The sequence below is a fragment of the Derxia gummosa DSM 723 genome (assembly GCF_000482785.1).
Taxonomy (GTDB): domain Bacteria; phylum Pseudomonadota; class Gammaproteobacteria; order Burkholderiales; family Burkholderiaceae_E; genus Derxia; species Derxia gummosa.
In genome coordinates, this window is sequence record NZ_KI519499.1 from 233,693 (window position 1) to 252,677 (window position 18,985).

At 70.0% G+C, this 18,985-nt stretch carries 14 protein-coding genes; 1 reads left to right on the forward strand and 13 read right to left on the reverse strand.

What is annotated here, in order from left to right; genetic code table 11:
* Positions 1–152: 152 nt before the first annotated feature.
* The 11 genes from H566_RS0118445 to H566_RS0118495 all read right to left on the reverse strand — a co-directional run bounded on the left by H566_RS0118445 (position 153) and on the right by H566_RS0118495 (position 15,810).
* Positions 153–1,394 carry a BaiN/RdsA family NAD(P)/FAD-dependent oxidoreductase gene (locus H566_RS0118445; protein ID WP_051378981.1) on the reverse strand — a complete coding sequence of 414 codons (1,242 nt, stop codon included), beginning with the start codon at positions 1,392–1,394 and terminating at the stop codon, positions 153–155.
* Entirely contained in the window at positions 1,391–3,700 is a 2,310-nt protein-coding gene (locus H566_RS0118450) for an FUSC family protein (protein WP_028312595.1), read from the reverse strand. Before H566_RS0118450 ends, H566_RS0118445 begins: the two co-directional genes overlap by 4 nt.
* A 42-nt stretch (positions 3,701–3,742) precedes the next feature.
* Positions 3,743–4,537: a uroporphyrinogen-III C-methyltransferase gene (cobA, locus tag H566_RS0118455; protein WP_028312596.1), complete on the reverse strand. Its 795-nt coding sequence runs from the start codon at positions 4,535–4,537 to the stop codon at positions 3,743–3,745.
* An 87-nt stretch (positions 4,538–4,624) separates the two neighbouring features.
* Positions 4,625–5,677 (reverse strand): DNA-binding protein YbiB, encoded by a 1,053-nt coding sequence (gene ybiB, locus H566_RS26255; protein WP_084545271.1) that lies wholly within the window; start codon positions 5,675–5,677, stop codon positions 4,625–4,627.
* A gap of 36 nt (positions 5,678–5,713) precedes the next feature.
* Positions 5,714–8,599, reverse strand: coding sequence for a nitrate reductase (locus H566_RS0118465; protein ID WP_028312597.1), 2,886 nt, complete (start codon positions 8,597–8,599; stop codon positions 5,714–5,716).
* Between the two features lie 141 nt (positions 8,600–8,740).
* Positions 8,741–9,154, reverse strand: coding sequence for a nitrite reductase small subunit NirD (nirD, locus tag H566_RS26260; RefSeq protein ID WP_245591404.1), 414 nt, complete (start codon positions 9,152–9,154; stop codon positions 8,741–8,743).
* Complete coding sequence (gene nirB / locus H566_RS0118475; protein WP_028312598.1) at positions 9,147–11,594, reverse strand: nitrite reductase large subunit NirB; 2,448 nt, start codon at positions 11,592–11,594, stop codon at positions 9,147–9,149. The genes nirD and nirB overlap by 8 nt, the downstream gene beginning before the upstream one ends.
* A gap of 153 nt (positions 11,595–11,747) precedes the next feature.
* Entirely contained in the window at positions 11,748–12,548 is an 801-nt protein-coding gene (locus H566_RS0118480; protein WP_028312599.1) for an ABC transporter ATP-binding protein, read from the reverse strand.
* A gap of 25 nt (positions 12,549–12,573) precedes the next feature.
* On the reverse strand, positions 12,574–13,452 hold the full coding sequence (gene ntrB / locus H566_RS0118485) for a nitrate ABC transporter permease (protein ID WP_028312600.1): 879 nt from the start codon (positions 13,450–13,452) through the stop codon (positions 12,574–12,576).
* 52 nt (positions 13,453–13,504) lie between these two features.
* Positions 13,505–14,785 (reverse strand): CmpA/NrtA family ABC transporter substrate-binding protein, encoded by a 1,281-nt coding sequence (locus H566_RS0118490; RefSeq protein ID WP_028312601.1) that lies wholly within the window; start codon positions 14,783–14,785, stop codon positions 13,505–13,507.
* A gap of 431 nt (positions 14,786–15,216) precedes the next feature.
* Positions 15,217–15,810 (reverse strand): ANTAR domain-containing response regulator, encoded by a 594-nt coding sequence (locus H566_RS0118495; RefSeq protein WP_028312602.1) that lies wholly within the window; start codon positions 15,808–15,810, stop codon positions 15,217–15,219.
* Positions 15,811–15,957: 147 nt separating this feature from the next.
* Here H566_RS0118495 and tsaD point away from each other — a divergent pair, with 147 nt between their 5' ends.
* Positions 15,958–16,968, forward strand: a complete 1,011-nt coding sequence (gene tsaD / locus H566_RS0118500; protein WP_028312603.1) for a tRNA (adenosine(37)-N6)-threonylcarbamoyltransferase complex transferase subunit TsaD — start codon at positions 15,958–15,960, stop codon at positions 16,966–16,968.
* 93 nt (positions 16,969–17,061) lie between these two features.
* Here tsaD and H566_RS0118505 read toward each other — a convergent pair whose 3' ends face one another.
* Both H566_RS0118505 and H566_RS0118510 read right to left on the reverse strand, forming a co-directional pair.
* Complete coding sequence (locus tag H566_RS0118505) at positions 17,062–17,526, reverse strand: hypothetical protein (RefSeq protein ID WP_028312604.1); 465 nt, start codon at positions 17,524–17,526, stop codon at positions 17,062–17,064.
* Between the two features lie 5 nt (positions 17,527–17,531).
* Entirely contained in the window at positions 17,532–18,983 is a 1,452-nt protein-coding gene (locus H566_RS0118510) for an ammonium transporter (RefSeq protein WP_245591405.1), read from the reverse strand.
* Between the last annotated feature and the right edge of the window lie 2 nt (positions 18,984–18,985).

An 18,985-nucleotide genomic window follows, 5' to 3' on the forward strand; every position in this document is an offset into this window, starting at 1 on the left:
GTTGCCAAGCGGCCATGAGTAAGCCCGCTAGTGTATTGGTTTCCATAAAGGCCGGTCAAGAATTCGGGCCTGCGTTGCAATTGTCGATGCGCAACAGCCTGGGCGCCGGCCCGATTCGCGGCATTCCCGATTTGCGAATCGGCATTGGCGCCTCACGCCGCAATCGCCATTCCCGCCGCATGCCCGCTGGCCCAGGCCCACTGGAAGTTGTAGCCGCCGAGCCAGCCCGTCACATCCACCACCTCGCCGATGAAATGCAGGCCCGGCACGCGCCGCGCCTCCATCGTCGATTGCGACAGCTCGCGCGTATCGATGCCACCCAGCCCGACCTCCGCCTTGCGCCAGCCCTCGCTGCCGTTCGGCACGAGCGACCAGGACGACAGCCGCCCCGCCACGTCGCGCAGCAGCGCGTCCGGACATTCGGCGAGCTTGCGGTCGGCCGGGGCGCGGGCGTGTTCGAGCCAGACATCGGCAAGGCGACGCGGCAGCCATTCGGCCAGCGACGGCCCGAGCCGGCGCGCGGATTCGCGCTTGAGGGCGAGCAGTTCGCCGGCGGCATCGCGGCCGGGCAGCAGGTCGATGCTGATCGGCTCGCCGGGGCGCCAGTAGCTCGAGATCTGAAGCACGGCCGGCCCCGACAGGCCGCGATGCGTGAACAGCAGGTCTTCGACGAAATGCCCCTCGCCGCAGCCGATGCCGACCTCGCAGGCGATGCCGGCCAGCCCGGCGAAGGGCTGCCATTCGCGCGCGTCGAAGGTGAGCGGCACGAGCGCCGGGCGCGACTCGACCACCTTCAGCCCGAACTGGCGCGCGATGCGATGGCCGAAATCGGTCGCGCCGATCTTGGGGATGGGCGGGCCGCCGGTGGCGATGACGACGCGCGCGGCGCGGAACTCGCCGGCGTCTGTCTCGACGACGAAGTCATCGCCCGCCGCCTCGCGCCGGATGCCGGCCACCTTCACGCCCATGCGCCGGTCCACGCCGCCGGCGCGGCATTCGGCGTCGAGCATGGCGATGATGTCCTCGCTGCCGCGGTCGCAGAAAAGCTGGCCGCGATGCTTCTCGTGGAAAGGAATGCGGTGGCTCTTGACCAGCGCGATGAAGTCGGCCGGCGTGTAGCGCGACAGGGCCGAGCGGCAGAAATGCGGGTTCTGCGAGAGGTAGTTGGCCGGGCCGGCATTGACGTTGGTGAAGTTGCAGCGCCCGCCGCCGGAGATGCGGATCTTCTCGGCAAGTTTGGTGGCGTGGTCGAGCAGCAGCACGCGCGCGCCACGCTGGCCGGCGACGGCCGCGCACATGAGGCCGGCGGCGCCGGCGCCGATGACGATGGCGTCGAAGGCGCGCGCGCCCGCGTTGCCCCGCGCCACGTCGGCGCCCGTTCCACGCCCGCTCATGCCGCCGCTCCCGCCGCGACGGCCACCGGCTCGGCGCAATGCGCGCCCAGCTGACAGGCGCGCACCGTGACCCGGCGCGCCATGTCGATCACCGCCTGGAGCCGCTCGACCAGCGCCTCGGCCTCGGGCGTGAGCGGTGGCGGATCGGACCTGGCCACACCGTCGAAACCGGTCTCGCCGTCAGGCCGGGCCGGACCGTCGAAGCGGGTGGCGCCCTCGGCCCGGGCCGCACCGTCTGGCGGCGCGCTGCCGTCGGATGACGCGTCGGCGCCGGCCACGAGCCAGCCCGCCACAGCGGGCCGCGCGATGTCGGCGGGCGCGTCGCTCTTGCCTGCCGCGAAGGCCTCGGCCTGAGCGAGCAGGCCGTCCACCGCCGCGAGCGCGCGTTCCAGCATCCGGCCGGCGAACACCGGGTCCACCGCCGCGCCCTGCTCGCGCAGCAGCACCCGCGTGGCGGCGAGCTGCGAGGCCAGCACGTAATGCGCGGCGAGCAGGTTGTTGAGCGGCATGACCGGCCGCCGACGCCGGTCGGGCTCGACCAGCATCCCGCGCAGCGCGGTCGCGTAGGCGGCGATCGACTCCTGCATGCGCCGGCGCGCGAGGCCATAGGCGCCGGCCGTGGGCGCGAGCGCCAGTGCCTGCTCGGCATAGCCGCGCATCGCGCGCACCAGCGCCTGGGCCTGGCGCGGCATGCTTTCCGAGGTCCAGCTCGGCAGCACGAAGCTGAAGACATGCGCCAGCAGCGCGCCGATGAGCGTATCCACCACCCGCTCGACCACGAGCGAATGCTGGCCCGGATCGAGCAGATGCAGTTGCAGCAGACCCAGCACCGACGCCGCCACCGAGGTGAAGCGGTAGTTGACCGTGGTGAAGGCATGCGCCGCCGCCAGCGCCACGAAGATGGCCGCGACGATCACCTCCGGCTCGGGCAGGTAGTGCAGCAGCAGCCCGGTGAGCAGACAGCCGATGAGCGTGCCCACCACGCGGTCGTTGCGACGCTTGATCGTCATCGAATAGTTGGCCCGCATGATCACGGCGATGGTCAGCAGGATCCATTGGCCGTGCGACGCGTAATGCAGGTTCTGCGCGATGAGGTAGCCGGCCGCCATCGCCAGCGTGGTGCGGATCGCATGGCGCAGCACCGGCGATTCGAGCTTGAACTGCGCCGTCAGCACGCGCAGGCCCCAGCCGGCGCGCGACAGGAAGGGCCGCAGGTTGAGCGATTCCGGCAGGTCGGCCAGCGAACCGGGCCGCTCGACGAGACGGCGCAGCGCCTCGGTCTGCTCGACCACGCCGAGCACGCGCCGGTAGCCCGCGCGCGCGATGTCGAGCGAGTCGTGACCTTCGAGCCCTTCGTCCTCGGCCAGCCGGCGCAGCTCGTGGGCGATGGCGAGCCGCTCGGCGCGGTAGTTGACGCCCCGGCGCGGCGCGATGTCGTTGAGCAGCGCCCAGGCCAGTTCGTCGATGTCGGCCGCCGCCTTGCGCACCAGGTCGCGCATGAACATGAGCAGATCGGAGCCTTCGTGGTCGCGGCGCAGGCGGTCGTAATCGGTCTGGCTGGCGATCGAGTATTCGGACAGGTCGAGCGCCGCGAGCAGCACCGCCGCGAGCCGCGCCGCACGGTCGTCGCGCACCTCGCGGAACACGAAATCGCGCGCGACCTGGAGCTGGTCGGTCAGCTTCGCCTGCTGGACGATGAGCGCGTCATAGGCCGCGTCGAGGCCGGTTTCGGTGTCGAACAGCTCGGCCTTGCAACGCAGATAGCCGCTGAACTCGCCGAGGCATTCGGCCAGCGCCTGCTGCTTGGTGCGCAGCGCGAGCAGCCGCGCCACCACCAGCGCATAGCCGCCATAGGCCAGCGCGCCGGCAAACATCAGCAGCGTGTGGCGCACCACCTCGGCCGGCGTGCCGCCGCCCACGCCGATGGTCAGCACGATCGTGAAGAAGCCCGCGAAGCTGATCGGCAGCGCCTTGCGCCCGTAGGCGGTCAGCATCGAGATGAAGAAGCTCAGCGCGAGCAGCGTGAGGCCGAGCGCCACCGGCGAATCGAGCGCGAGCCCGACCGATAGCGCCGCGATGCACATGACGCCGAGGGCCACGCCCATCTCGCGCAGCTTGTGGCGCGCGGGGCTGGGCGTGTCGGCGAAGCTGATGGCGATGGCGCCCGAGCCGATGCTCGTGGCGGTGCCGAAATCGAAGGCCCACCAAGCTAGCAGGCCGAGCGAGACGACGCCGACGGCGGCGCCGAGGCCGTTGAAGGCGTAGTGACTGAGGACGTAACGGGCGAGTGCGGGGCGGACTTCCATGCGGGCGATTGTCTCAGCCCGCAGTGACCGTCGGTCGCGCGATCAGCCTTGCGCCGCCTGACGCGCGCCGTCGGCCGCCAGGCTGTCGAGCGAATCGGCGGCGGCCATCGCCACCACCTCGCCGATGATGATCACCGCCGGGCTCGCGAAGCCCTGGGCCGCGATGTCGTCCGCGAGCCGGTCGAGCCGCGTGACGAGCCGGCGCTGGTCCTCGCGCGTGCCGTTCTGCACCACGGCCACCGGCATGTCGGCGCGCATGCCGCCTTCGGCCAGTGCCGCCGCGATCTGGCGCGAGCGCGCCATGCCCATGTAGACCACCAGCGTCAGCCCCGAGCGCGCGAGCGCGGCCCAGTCCGGGCCCCGGCCGTCCTTCTTGCTGTGGCCGGTGACGAAGGCCACGCCCTGCGAGCAGTCGCGGTGCGTGACGGGGATGCCGGCCGCGCTCGCCGCGCCGACGCCGCTCGTGATACCGGGCACCACTTCCACCGCGATGCCGAGCGCGCGCAGATGGGCGCATTCCTCGCCGCCGCGGCCGAACACGAAGGGGTCGCCGCCCTTCAGGCGCACGACGGTGCGGCCGGCGCGCGCCTCGGCAAACATCAGCCGCTCGATGAATTCCTGCGGCGTGCTCTCGCAGCCGCCGCGCTTGCCGACCGCGACGCGGCGCGCCTCGGGCCGGGCGTGTTCGAGCACGGCGAGATTGACGAGGTCGTCGATGAGCAGCACGTCGGCCGAGGCGATCGCGCGCACGGCCTTGAGCGTGAGCAGCTCCGGATCGCCGGGGCCGGCGCCGACGAGGATGACTCGGCCGGGGGGAACGGTGCGGATGGTTTGCATGCTCTGGCTCCGGTGAAACGGTGGTGCGGTCGGGCGGTGGAACGGTGGTTCTACTTGGGCGGCGCAAGAAGCAGGCCGGCCCGCGCGTCAGTCTTCCTGCGCCGCCTTGCTCGCGGCGGCGACGGCTTCGGCGGTGGTGGGCGGCTCGACGGGCAGCGTGGGCGCGGCGCCGCCGAGCACGGCGAGCGCGGCGATCACGGCCTCGACCTGCGCGAGCACCGGCGCGGGCACGGCCACCGCGCCGGCCAGCGCCTGCGCGATCCAGCGCGCGGTCACGCCGGCCTCGCGGCTCTCGGGCAGCGCGGGATCGACGGCGGCGACGGCTTCGGGCTCGACCACGGTGCGGCGCTCGCCGGCATGGAACCAGTCCATGCGCTGGGCGCGGCGCGCGTTGGCTACGGCCTCGCCCTCGGTGGCGCGCAGCAGCAGCACGTCATCGCCGCTGCGCTCGAAGGTCGCGCTCAGCAGCACCTGGTATTCGGGATGGGTGTAGCTCGCGAGGCGCAGCGCCGGCACCGCAAACGGTTGCAACAGCTTGCACAGCGAATGCGACGAGTTGCGCACGCCCAGCACCGGCCGCAGGTCGAGGATGCCCGACAGCTTGGGCGCAAGCGTTTGCACATCGACGAACAGCGGCTTGCGCGCGGCGGTGGCCTCGGCCATCGCGGCGTCGAGCGCGGCGCGGTCGGTGATGACGGGCAGGTCCATCGCGGCGAAGACCTCGGCCGTGGTGACGCGCGCACCATGACTGCGCGCCGATGCCATCGGATCGGTCATCACGCCATGCACCAGCACGGGCACGCCGCGCTGGGCGAGCAGGCCGGCGAGCAGCGGCACGAGATTGGGCAGGTTGCGCGCACCGTTGTAGCTCGGGATCACGACCGGCGCGGTGGCGCCACGCGGATCGGCCAGCAGCGCGAGCGAGGCATGCGTGGCGTCGAGGAAGCCGAGCAGCTCGTCGATCGACTCGCCCTTGATGCGCATCGCGAGCAGCACGGCGCCCAGCTCGAGGTCGCTGATCTCGCGCGCGAGCACGGCGCTCCAGAGCGCGCGGGCGCGGTCGCGGTCGAGGCTGCGGGCGCCATCCTTGCCACGGCCGATCTCCTTGATCAGCGGGGCACAGTTGAGTCGGTCGGACATGGTCGGATTCGGTGTCGGTGAGCGGTTCGCGCGGCGTCAGGCGACGCTGCGCACGGGGCTGCGCGCATCGATGAGCCGCTTCAGCTCCGGCACGCAGGAGCCGCATTGTGTGCCACAGCGCAGGCCGCCCTTGAGCTCGTGCAGCACCGCGTCGGCCGGCTCGTCGCAGCGCGCGGCCACGAAATCCTCGATCGAGCGCTGGGTGACGTTGAGGCAGTTGCAGATCGTGCGGCCGGCCGGCGCGATGCCGGCGGGCGCGACCGGCGTCGCCATGAGCAGCGAGCGGCCGAAAGCGCGCGCATCCACGCCGGCTTCGAGGCTGTCGCGCAGCCAGCCTTCGGCGACGAAATCGGTGGCGGCGTCGCCGGCGAGCAGCACCGCGTCGAGCTTGCCGTCGGCGAGGCGCATGCGACGGCGCGCGCCGCGACGGGCGTCGTCATAGCGCAGCACCGGGTCGTCGGCGAGGCCGAAGCGGCGCTCGATGCGGTCGAGCAGTCCGTCGGGCAGGCGCTCGGCGGCGCCGCGGAACAGCAGGCCGACGCGCACCGGGCCGTGCGCGTCGGTCGCGCCGTCCGAGCCGGAGCTGCCCGACTCGCGTTCGCCGGCCAGGCCACCCGCGTTCGCCGGCTCGTCGCGGCCGAAGGGCGTGCAGCTCGCATAGGCCAGCGCGCCGAACTCGGCGCGCAGGGCTTCTCGCACAGCCTGGACGTCATCCTCGGCAAACCAGCCGAAGGCCAGCACGCGGGCGGGCAGCGCGGTCTTCTCGACGCGCACGGCGGCGTGCTTGAGTTCGGGCTGCTTGCTGCGAGGATCGATCGCGCCGGTGGTGAGCGCGTTCACGCCCGTGAAGGCGGTGCCGTCGTCGTCGCGGCCGCCCACATAGGCCTCGCCCCAGTGCATCGGGATGAAGGCGTCGCCAGAGCGCACGGCGTTGCTCGCGCGCACCGGCAGCAGCATCGCGCCGCGCCGCGAGGTCACGCGCACGAGTTCGCCGTCGCCGATGCCACGCCGTGCCATGTCGCCGGCGTACATCTCGATCGCGGGTTCGGGCGCATGGCCGAACAGGCGGCCGAGCGTGCCGGTGCGGGTCATGCCGTGCCACTGGTCGCGCAGGCGGCCGGTGGTGAGGCGGAATGGGTGGCGGGCGTCGATCGCGTCGGCCACGGGCACATGCGGCAGCGCGGCGAACCTCGCGCGGCCGCTGGCGGTCGGGAACACGCCGTCGACATACAGGCGCGCGACCGGCGCCTCGCCTTCGCGGCAGGGCCAGTGCTGCGGGCCGTCGGCATCGAGCACCGCGTAGCTGAGGCCGGTGATGTCGAGGTCGCGGCCGCGCGTGGTTTCGCGGTGCTCGTTCCAGACCGCCTCGACATCGTCATACCCGAACAGCGTCGGCCTGCCGGGACGCAGCCGCGCTTCAAGCCGCCGCGCCACGTCCACCGCGATGCGCCAGTCGGCGCGCGCCTCGCCGGGCGCAGCGATGGCCGGGCGCACGCGCGAGATGCGGCGTTCGGAATTGGTGACGCTGCCTTCCTTCTCGGCCCAGCTCGACGCCGGCAGCACGATGTCGGCGTAGCGGGCGGTTTCGGTGCCGGTGAAGGCGTCCTGCACGATCACGCATTCGGCCGCGTCGAGCGCCGCGCGCACGAGGTTCTGGTCGGGCAGCGATTGCGCCGGATTCGTGCAGACGATCCACAGCAGCCTGATCTCGCCGGCGCGCACCGCCTCGAACATCTCGACAGCGGTCTTGCCGGGCGCGGCGGGCACGTCGTCCACGCCCCAGAGCCGCGCGACTTCGGCGCGATGCTCGGGGTTGGTGAGGTCGCGGTGCGCGCTCAGCAGGTTGGCCATGCCGCCCACCTCGCGCCCGCCCATCGCATTGGGCTGGCCGGTGAGCGAGAACGGCCCGGCGCCCGGTCGGCCGATCTGCCCCGTGGCCAGATGCAGGTTGACGAGCGCCGCGTTCTTGGCGGTACCGCTGGCCGACTGGTTGAGGCCCTGGCAGTACAGCGACAGCGCCGCCTTCGCACGGCCGAACAGGAAGGCCGCGCGAGTGAGCGTCTCGACATCGATGCCGCAGGTCTGGGCCACGAAGCCCGGCGTGTAGTCGCGCACCAGCCGCTTCAGCTCGGCGAAGCCCTCGGTGTGCGCGGCGATGTACGCCTCGTCGATCAGCCCTTCCCACAGCAGGATGTGCAGCATTCCGTGGAAGAAGGCCACATCGCTGCCGGGCTGGATCTGCACGAACAGGTCGGCGCTCTCGGCGGTGTCGGTGCGGCGCGGATCGACGACGACGATCTTCAGCGCCGGATTGCGCGCCTTCGCGTCCTCGATGCGGCGGAACAGGATCGGGTGCGCGAAGGCCGGATTGGCGCCGACGATGAACAGCAGGTCGGCATGGTCGAGGTCTTCGTAGCAGGCGGGCGGCGCGTCGGCGCCGAGCGTGAGCTTGTAGCCCGCGACCGCGCTCGACATGCACAGCCGCGAGTTGGTATCGACATTGTTGGTGCCGAGCAGGCCCTTCGCGAGCTTGTTGAAGACGTAGTAGTCCTCGGTCAGCAGCTGGCCGCTCAGGTAGAGGCCGACGCTGTCGGGGCCGTGCGTGGCGATGGTGGCGGCGATGCGGTCGGCCACCGCGTCGAGCGCTTCGTCCCAGCCCACCGCCCTGCCCGGCTCGCCGCGCGTCGCGCGCAGCTCGGGCGTCAGCAGCCGGGCCGTGCGTTGCAGGCCGGGCCGGGCCGTGAGGTGCAGCGTCGAGCCCTTGCTGCACAGCCGGCCGAAGTTGGCCGGATGCTTCTCGTCGCCGCGCACGCCCGTCACCGCGCCGTCGCGCGTCTCGATCACCACGCCGCAACCCACCCCGCAATACGGGCAGGTGCTGCGGGTTTCCTGCGTGGCTGACGTGATGGCGATCGGTTTCATGAGCGTTGCTCGCAAGCTTGGGGCCTCGCGGCCCGACGACAAAGATGCAGTGGCGATATGCCTTGGCGACAGCGGAATTAGCAGGCACCCGGCCGGTGGGCGTGGCGGCGATCCGCCAGCGCCGCGTGCCGGCCGACCTCGTCAGCCGCAGTTGCCCGACATCGGGCAGGCCGGCACGGCCGGCGCCGCGCCCTCGCCCGACAGCGCCTCGGCGGCGAGCAGCACGCGGCCACCCTCGACGCGCAGCGGCCAGGTCTTCACCGTGCCCTCGTCGGGCGCGACGGCCGTGCCGCTCGCCAGCTCGATCTGCCAGTTGTGCAGCGGGCAGGCCACGCGCTCGCCGAAGACGATGCCCTGCGACAGCGGCCCGCCCTTGTGCGGGCAGCGGTCTTCGAGCGCATACACCGTCTCGCCCTGGGTGCGGAAGATCGCCACGTCGGCGAGACCGGGCCGGGCGCGCTTGATGACGCGCGCGCCGAGTTCGGGCAGATCGGCCACCGCGCCCACATCGAGCCATTCCATCGCCATCTCCTGATCCTTCGTGGGGTTACGCATTTGCCTTCACCTCGGCTTGCAGGGGCTGGAACTGGCGGAGGTCGACCTGCGCCTTCTCGGGTTCGTGCCAGGGGTCGGGCAGGCCGTCGAGCGAGAACAGCAGGCGCTCATGCAAGCGCTTGCGGCCCTCGACGTCGTCGAGCACCTTGGCCTTGATGTAGTCCATGCCGACGCGGCCGACGTAATGCACCGTGCGTTCCAGATACCAGCCTTCCTCGCGGTAGAGCTGGAGGAAGGCGCCGGAAATCTCCTTCACCTCCTCGGCCGTGGCCACCTTGCACAGGAAGTGCGCGACCTCGGTCTTGATGCCGCCGTTGCCGGCCACATGGATTTCCCAGCCCGAGTCCACGCCGATGATGCCGACGTCCTTGATGCCCGATTCGGCGCAATTGCGCGGGCAACCCGACACCGCGAGCTTGACCTTGTGCGGCGCGTACATGCGCCACAGCATCTTTTCGAGATCGATGCCGAGGCCGGTGCTGTCCTGGGTGCCGAAGCGGCACCACTCGCTGCCGACGCAGGTCTTCACCGTGCGCAGCGTCTTGCCGTAGGCATGGCCCGAGGGCATGCCGATTTCCTTCCACACGGCCTGGAGGTCTTCCTTCTTCACACCGAGCAGGTCGATGCGCTGGCCGCCCGTGACCTTGACAGCCGGGATCTTGAACTTGTCCACCGCGTCGGCGATGCGGCGCAGCTCGTCGGCGCTGGTCACGCCGCCCCACATGCGCGGCACCACCGAATAGGTGCCGTCCTTCTGGATGTTGGCGTGGGCGCGCTCGTTGATGAAGCGCGATTGCGGATCGTCCACCGCTTCCTTGGGCCAGGTGCTGATGAGGTAGTAGTTCATCGCCGGGCGGCAGCTCGGGCAGCCGGTGGGCGTGCGCCAGCCGAGGGCCGAGCGGGTCTGGGCCATCGAGGTGAGGTGCTGGTCGCGGATGGCGTCGCGCACGGCCTGGTGCGACAGGTCGGTGCAGCCGCACATCGCCTTCACGGCCGGGGCGGCGGTGTAGTCGGCACCGGCGGTCGCCATGAGGATCTGCTCGACCAGGCCCGTGCACGAGCCGCAGGAGCCGCTGGCCTTGGTGCACTTGCGCACCTCGTCGAGCGTGAACAGGCCCTGCTCGCGGATCGCCTTGACGATCGTGCCCTTGGTCACGCCGTTGCAGCCGCACACCTCGGCCTCGTCGGGCATCGCGGCCGCGCGGTTGCCGCCGGCATGGCCGCTGTCGCCGAGATGGTTCTCGCCGAACATCAGGTGCTCGCGGATGTCGTGCACGCTGCGGCCTTCGCGCAGCAGCGTGAAGTACCAGGCGCCGTCGGCGGTGTCGCCGTACAGGCAGGCGCCGACCAGCTTGTCGCCCTTGAGCACGAGCTTCTTGTACACGCCGCCGTAGGGGTCGCTCAGCGTGATTTCCTCGCAGCCTTCGCTGCCCATGAAGTCGCCGGCGGAAAAGAGGTCGATGCCGGTCACCTTCAGCTTGGTGCTGGTGACGGTGCCGTGATAGGCGGCGTCGCTCGGGCCGGCCAGATGCTGGGCGCAGACCTTGGCCTGCTCGAACAGCGGCGCCACGAGGCCGTAGGCGATGCCGCGATGCGAGGCGCATTCGCCCACCGACCAGACGTGCGGATCGCTCGTGCGCAGATGGTCATCGACGAGGATGCCGCGGTTGCACTCGATGCCGGCGCTCTCGGCCAGCGCGTAGTTCGGGCGGATGCCGACGGCCATCACCACGAGGTCGGCCGGCAGCTGCTCGCCGTCCTTGAAGCGAATCGCCGCGACGCGGCCCGATTCGCCGCGCACCAGTTCGCTCGTCTGCCTGCCCATCGCGAAGCCGATGCCGCGCGCTTCCAGCGCCTTCTGCAACAGCTTGCCCGCCGCGCGGTCGAGCTGGCGTTCCATGAGCCAGTCGGCCACATGCACGACGGTCACGTCCATGCCGCGCAGCTTGAGGCCGTTGGCGGCTTCGAGGCCGAGCAGGCCACCGCCGATGACGACCGCGTGCCTGTGGACCTTCGCCGCCTCGATCATCGCGTCGGTATCGGCGATGTCGCGGTAGGCGATCACGCCCGGCAGGTCGGCGCCCGGCACCGGCAGCATGAAGGGGTTGGAGCCGGTCGCGATCAGCAGCTCGTCGTAGTCGGCGCGCAGGCCGTCGGCCGTCTCGACGAATTTCGCCGCGCGGTCGATCTTCACCACCCGCTTGCCGACGTGCAGCGTGATGCCGTTGTCGGCATACCAGTCGAAGGGGTTGAGGATGATCTCGTCGATCGTCTGCTCGCCCGCCAGCACCGGCGACAGCAGGATGCGGTTGTAGTTGGGATGCGGCTCGGCGCCGAACACCGTGATGTCGTACTTGCCCGGAGCGAGCTTGAGCAGTTCCTCGATCGTGCGGATGCCGGCCATGCCGTTGCCGATGCAGACGAGCCTGGGTTTGTTCATGTGAGCCTCGCTGCGCGTTTCGTGCGCGTGAGAAGGGCCTGCCGATGCGCTCGCGCGCATCGGAACGATGGGTTCTGTTGGGGTCTGCCCGGCTGCGTCCGGGCACGTGTGACGCGGAGGGCGCGGGCGCTTGCCGCCGCGCGCCGCCCGCGCTCAGGCCGTCTCGACCTCGGGCTTGGCGTGCCGGTGGTAGAGGAACTCGAGCACCGCCGTGCGGTAGTCCATGTAGCGCGCGTCATGCGCAAGGGCGACGCGGTCGCGCGGGCGGTCGAGCTGCACATGCAGCACTTCGCCGATGGTCGCGGCCGGGCCGTTGGTCATCATCACGATGCGGTCGCTGAGCAGCACCGCCTCATCGACGTCGTGCGTGACCATCACCACCGTCGAACCGGTCTTGGCGATGATCTTCAGCAGCTCGTCCTGGAGGTGGGCGCGGGTCAGCGCGTCGAGGGCGCCGAAGGGCTCGTCCATGAGCAGCACCTTCGGTTCCATCGCCAGCGCCCGGGCGATGCCGATGCGCTGCTTCATGCCGCCCGATATCTCGCCGGGGCGCTTCTCGGCGGCATGGCCCATCTTCACGAGTTCCAGCGCGGCGCGGGTGCGCTCCTTGAGCTGGGCCTTGTTCTCGCGGTCGCCGAACACGCGCTCGACCGCCAGATGCACGTTGTCGAAGCAGGTCAGCCAGGGCAGCAGCGAATGGTTCTGGAACACCATCGCGCGGTCCGGGCCGGGGCCCTTGATTTCCTTGCCCGCCGCGATCGCGACGCCGCTGCTCGGCGTGTTGAGGCCGCTGATGATGTTGAGCAGCGTGCTCTTGCCGCAGCCGGAGTGGCCGATGAGCGCGATGAACTCGCCCTTCGCCACGTTCAGGTTGATGTCGCGCAGCGCGACGAACGGACCCTTCTTGGTGCTGAAGGTGACGCCGACGTTCTCGATGTGGATGAACTTTTCCATGTCGATGCTCCCTGGGTGACGGCGCTCAGGCCTTGACGTCTTCGTAGGTGAAGGACTGGGCCAGCTTGACCAGCGCGACTTCGAGGATCAGGCCCACGATGCCGATCACGAAGATGGCGACGATGATGTTGGCGACGTTGAGGTTGTTCCACTCGTCCCACACCCAGAAGCCCACGCCCACGCCGCCGGTCAGCATCTCGGCCGCGACGATCACGAGCCAGGCGGTGCCGACCGCCAGCCGCACGCCGGTCAGGATGTAGGGCAGCACCGAGGGCAGCAGGATCTTGGTGATGACCTTCCACTCGTTGAGGTTCAGCACCTTGGCGACATTGAGGTAGTCCTGCGGCACGCGCTGCACGCCCACGGCCGTGTTGATGATCATCGGCCAGATCGAGCAGATGAAGATCGTCCAGATCGCGGCCGGATTCGCGCCCTTGAACACCAGCAGGCCGATCGGCAGCCACGCGAGCGGTGACACGGGACGAAGCAGCGTGATGACCGGATTGAACATCGCCCCGACGAACTTCGAGCGGCCGATCAGGAAGCCGAACGGAATGCCGACCACCGCCGCCAGACCGAAGCCCATGCCCACGCGCAGCAGCGAGTTTCCGATCTTGAAGCCGATGCCCACGTCGTTCGGGCCGGCCTTGTAGAACGGATCGGCAAACACCTTGAGCGCCGCGTCGAACACCACCGCCGGCGACGGAATGTCGGGGCTGAACTTGTGCACCACGATCCACACCGCGAGCAGCGCGGCGAAGCCGAGCATCGGCGCGAGGATGCGCAGCACCACGGCGCGCACCGCTTCGAGCGAGCGGCCGGGCGCGATGGGCGCTGGCTGCTGGGGCGCCTGACCGGTCGGCTGCGGCGCGGGTTTCGGGACTTGCTTGAGGACGGCGGCCATGGCGGGCTCCTTTGCGTCGTCGTGAGGAAGAAGAGGTATTCGCGGCGCGGGTTCAGCCCGCCGCTTTCACCTTGAAGCCGTCGGCGTACCTGGCCGGGTCCTTGCCGTCCCAGACCGTGCCGTCGATGAACTTGCTCGAGCGCATCGGATCCTTGGGCACGTTGATGTTCATGGCCGACGCGACCTGCTTGTACAGCTCGACCTGGTTCACCGACTTGGCCACCGCGAGGTAGTCGGGATGGCTCTTGAGCAGGCCCCAGCGCTTGTGCTGCGTCAGGAACCACATGCCGTCCGACAGGAAGGGGAAGTTCACGTAGCCGTCGTTGAAGAACTTCATGTGGTTGGGGTCGTCCCAGGTCTTGCCGAGGCCGTTCTGGTAGCGGCCCAGGATGCGCTGGTTGATCGCGTCGACCGAGGTGTTGACATAGCTCGGCGCGGCGATGGTCTCGGCCATCTTCATGCGGTTGCTGAGCGACGCGTCGATCCAGCGGCTGGCTTCGAGCACGGCCATCATCACGGCGCGCACCGTGTTGGGGTTCTGCTTGACGAAGTCGGCGGTGCAGCCGAGCACCTTCTCGGGATGGTCCTTCCAGATGTCCTGGGTCGTGTTCGCCGTGATGCCGATGCCGTCCATGATGGCGCGGTGGTTCCAGGGCTCGCCCACGCAGAAGCCGTCCATGTTGCCGATGCGCATGTTCGCGACCATCTGCGGCGGCGGCACGGTGATGGTCTTGGCGTCGGCCAGCGGGCTGATGCCGTAGGTGCCGAGCCAGTAGTACAGCCACATCGCGTGGGTGCCGGTCGGGAAGGTCTGTGCGAAGGTGTATTCGCGCTTGTCGGTGTCCATGAGCTTCTTGAGGCTCGGGCCGTCCACGGCGCCCTTGTCGGCCAGCTTCTTCGACAGCGTGATCGCCTGGCCGTTGTGGTTCAGGCCCATGAGCACGGCCATGTCCTTCTTCGGACCCGACACGCCGAGCTGCACGCCGTAGATCAGGCCGTACAGCACGTGGGCGAAGTCGATGTCGCCGTTGACGAGCTTGTCGCGCACCGAGGCCCACGACGCCTCCTTGCTCGGGGTGATCGTGACGCCGTACTTCTTGTCGAAGCCGAGCACCGAGGCCATCACCACCGACGCGCAATCGGTCAGCGGGATGAAGCCGATCTTGACTTCCTTCTTCTCGGGAGCGTCGGAGCCGGCGGCCCAGGCGCCCGCCTTCACGCGCGGGTCGATCAGGCCGAGCAGGCCCGTGGCCGCGCCGGCGGTCATGAGGCCGCGGCGGCGGGTGTCGATCGTTTCGGTGGAGGCCGTGCTGGCGGGCGTCGTCTGCGACATCGAGTGCTCCATGGAGGCAGGAAGTTGTGCGTGCGTTCGGAACCGGCCAAAAAGAAAGGGCGTCCAGTCAGTCCAAGCCGATAGCTCGAACAGACGGGACGCCCTTATCCCGAAACGCAGGCGCCGCCATTGGCTCCCGCGTTTCATATCCGGTTGTGTTTACTGCGTGCTGCTGCGCCGCCTTTGGCGCACGGACAAGCGGTTAGCAATCACCGAGCCAGCCCTTGAAGAGTCTGCATAAGCCATTGAATACAGTGGATTTTTCAGACATGAAGATAGTCGGCGCACAGCGCGCCGGCGCGCGGTGACGGCACCGCGAGCGTGCGCCGCACCACAAACCGCACCCTTGCCACGCTTCACGCTTGTGCATGACCCGCGCGACGATGAAGCAGACCGGTGGCCCTCCCAACCCGGTCCTCGCGGGGGCGGGCTCAGCCGAGCAGCTCGGCCGCCTCGACCAGACGGCGCGCCACTTCGCCGAGCTTGAGGTTCTTCTCCATCGCCATGCGACGCAGGCGGCGATGCGCCTCGTCCTCGCTCATGCCGCGCTTGATGAGCAGGGCCTTGGCCTTGTCGATGTGCCTGCGGTCTTCGAGCTGGCTTTTCGTGTCGGCCAGCTCGGCGAGGAGCTGCTGGTCGAGCCGGAAGCGCGCCACCGCGACTTCGAGCACCGGCTTGAGCTTGGCCGGGTTCATGCCCTCGGCCACATAGGCCGACACGCCCTGACGCAGCAGGTCGGCCACGTGAGCGGTGCTCTCGCTGGCGCTGAACATCGCGATCGGGCGCGGGCGGTTGCGCGTGGCGACCGCCACGTGCTCGAGCACGTCGCGCGCGTCGGACTCGCTGCGGATGATGACCACCTCGGGCGCGAAGCTCTCGATGATGTCGGGCAGCTTCAGGTCGTAGCCCGAGACGGCGCGCACCTCGAAGCCGAGCGCGCCGAGCTGCTCGAACAGTTGCGGATCGGCTCCGTCATAGGCGTCGCTCGAATCGTTGATGACGATGATGCGCTGGCGGTCGGGCATGAAGAGGCGGGAGGACGGCTGGCTCGGAGTCGGATTCCTGTCCGGCCCCGACGATGGAAATCGGCTCGGCAACGATCGGAAAAGGACGGATGGGCGTGAAAGCTATCATCGCCGCGCATCTTCCGAACTGCTTTTGAATTGGCCCCAATGTTAGTGCTCGGCATCGAATCCTCCTGCGACGAGACCGGCGTCGCGCTGTACGACGACGATCGCGGCCTGCTCGCCCATGCGCTGCACAGCCAGATCGCGATGCACCGCGAGTACGGCGGTGTCGTGCCCGAGCTGGCCTCGCGCGACCATATCCGGCGCCTCATCCCGCTGCTGCGCGAGACGCTGGAGAAAGCCGGCGTGGCGCTGCCCGAGGTGGACGCCGTCGCGGTCACGGCCGGGCCGGGGCTGGCGGGCGCGCTGCTCGTGGGCGCGAGCTTCGGACATGCGCTGGCGGTGGCGCTCGGCAAGCCGATCATCGAGGTGCATCACCTCGAAGGCCATCTGCTGTCGCCGCTGCTCGAGGCCGATTCGCCCCACTTCCCCTTCGTGGCCCTGCTCGTGTCGGGCGGCCACACCCAGCTCATGCGCGTGGACGGCATCGGCCAGTACGCGCTGCTCGGCGAGACAGTGGACGACGCGGCCGGCGAAGCCTTCGACAAGACCGCCAAGCTGCTCGGCCTGCCCTATCCCGGCGGCCCCGAGATCTCGCGCCTGGCCGAGCAGGGCGACGCGGGCGCCTTCAGCTTCCCGCGCCCGCTCAAGCATTCGGGCGATCTCAACTTCAGCTTCGCCGGCCTCAAGACCAGCGTGCTCACGACGGTGAAGAAGCTCGGCGAGCCGACCGAGAAGCAGCGCGCCGACATCGCGGCGGCGACAGTGGACGCGATCACCGACGTGCTCACGCACAAGGCGGTCGCCGCCATCAAACAGACGAAGATGAAGACGCTCGTGGTGTCGGGCGGCGTCGGCGCCAACCGCCAGCTGCGCGCGCGGCTCGACGACGCGGCACGGCGGCACCGCTTCCGCGTGCACTACCCGCGCCTCGACCTGTGCACCGACAACGGCGCGATGATCGCCTTCGCGGCCTCGCGCCGCTGGGCCGCCGATCGCTCGCTCGCGAAGCCGGCCGGCGTGATCGAGGTGCATCCGCGCTGGGCGCTGGCCTGAGCCGGTTCCGCGCCGAATCGTCGCGGTTGCGGCTCCGGACGGCATCGGCCGCAGGTCACGCCGATGCGCCCGGCCTGACCGGCCGGCGCAGTATCAGCGCAGCCCGTTGATGTACTTGCGCAGGATGCGGCTGCGCACATCCTCGTCGGTCGGGGCCGGCGCGGCGTCCGGACCGGAAACGCGATCGCCAGCGCCAACGCCCGGCGGCGGCGTATCGGCATCGGGCAGCACCAGCGGATCGGGATCGACCGCCGCCGACGGTGCCGGGGGCGGCAGGGTGGCGCCGATCTGCCCCACGCGCGTCGTCACGCGCGGCCCGACGCGGTAGGACTCCGGCAGACCGTCGCTGAGCTGGCGCGCGGCCTCGCGCAGCTTCTCGTCCTGGCTGCCGAGCGCCTCGGTCAGCACGGCGCGGGCATAACCGCCGTCCTGCAGGAAGCGGTTCACGTCGAGCTTGAGCCCCAGTTCGCGCCGCAGCGGAACCATCATCCGGGTCAGTGACGCGAGCAGTTCGCCATCGGGCAGCAGGCCGCCCGGTCCGATCAAGTAGGTGGTCATGGCATTCACGCGGATTCGGGGGACAGCATCTCGCCGTGCTGAGACATGTCGAGGCCGACCGACTCGGCCTCCTCATCCACCCGCAGGCGCATCACGAACGACATCAGCTTGAGCAGCAGCAGTGTCGCGAGCACCGCGTAGCAGGACACCGACAACGCACCGATCGTGTTGACGAAGAGATTGCCCGGCACCGGCGCGACGGCGGTGGTCGCCACCACCGGCGTGAGCAGGGTGCCGACGAAGCCACCCACGCCATGCAGCGCGAACACGTCGAGCGAATCATCGATGCCGCTGACCGACTTGAAGTGCACCACGCTGAAGAAGCAGATCGTCCCGGCCGCCACGCCCAGCGCGACCGCGCCGACCGCATCCACGTAGCCAGAGGCCGGCGTGACCGCGATCAGCCCGGCGATCGCGCCCGACAGCGTGCCCAGCACGCTGCACTGGCGGCGCCGCAGGTATTCGCAGCCGGCCCAGAACAGCGCGCCCGCGCAGGCCGCCGCCTGGGTGGCGAGCAGCGCATCCGCCGAGCGGGCGTTCGCGCCGAGCGCCGAGCCGGCGTTGAAGCCGAACCAGCCGGCCCACAGCAGACCACCGCCGATGACGGTGACGAGCAGGTTGTGCGGCAGCATCGCCTCGCGGCCGAAGCCTCGGCGCGGGCCGATGCTCCAGGCCGCCGCCATTCCGCTCATGCCGGACGCGATGTGCACCACCGTGCCGCCGGCGAAGTCCATGTGCCCCATCGACGCCAGCCAGCCGTTGGGATGCCAGATCCAGTGCGCGACCGGCGCATACACCACCAGCGTCCACAGCGGCGCGAATACCGCCGTCGCCGCGAGCCGCATGCGCTCGACCGTCGCGCCCAGCACCAGCGCCACGGTGATGACCGCGAAGGCCAGTTCGAACATGAAGAATGCCGCCTCGGGAATCGTCGGCGCCACCGGATGCGCGCCCGCGCCCTGCCCGACCACGCCGGCTGCGAACAGCCGGCTCGCATCGCCGACCCAGGGCGTGCCGGCCCCGAAGGCGAACGAATAGCCCGCGACGATCCAGGCCATCGTGGTGGCCGCCGCCGCGATGATCGTGTGCCCGGCGATCGACAGACCGTTCTTGCCGCGCATCATCCCGCTGTAGAAGAGCAGGATGCCGGGCATCGTCATGAGCAGGACCAGCACGGTGCACATGAGCACCCAGGCGGTATCGGCACCGTCGATGACGGCCGCCGCACCAGGCTGGGCAACAGGTGCCGATGCGGCAATCGGCGTCACCGGCTCCGCGCCAGGCGCCACTGCCGGCGTGGCCACGGGCACCGCCTCCGGCGCCGCGCGGCCAGCGTCGTCGACATGCGACGGCGGCTCGACGGACGGTGGTTCGGGTGGCCCTGCCTGCGCCATCGCCGAAGCCGAACCCGCCGCCAGCAGCAGTGCCACCAGCCCCTTGCGCAATGTTGTCCTCATTC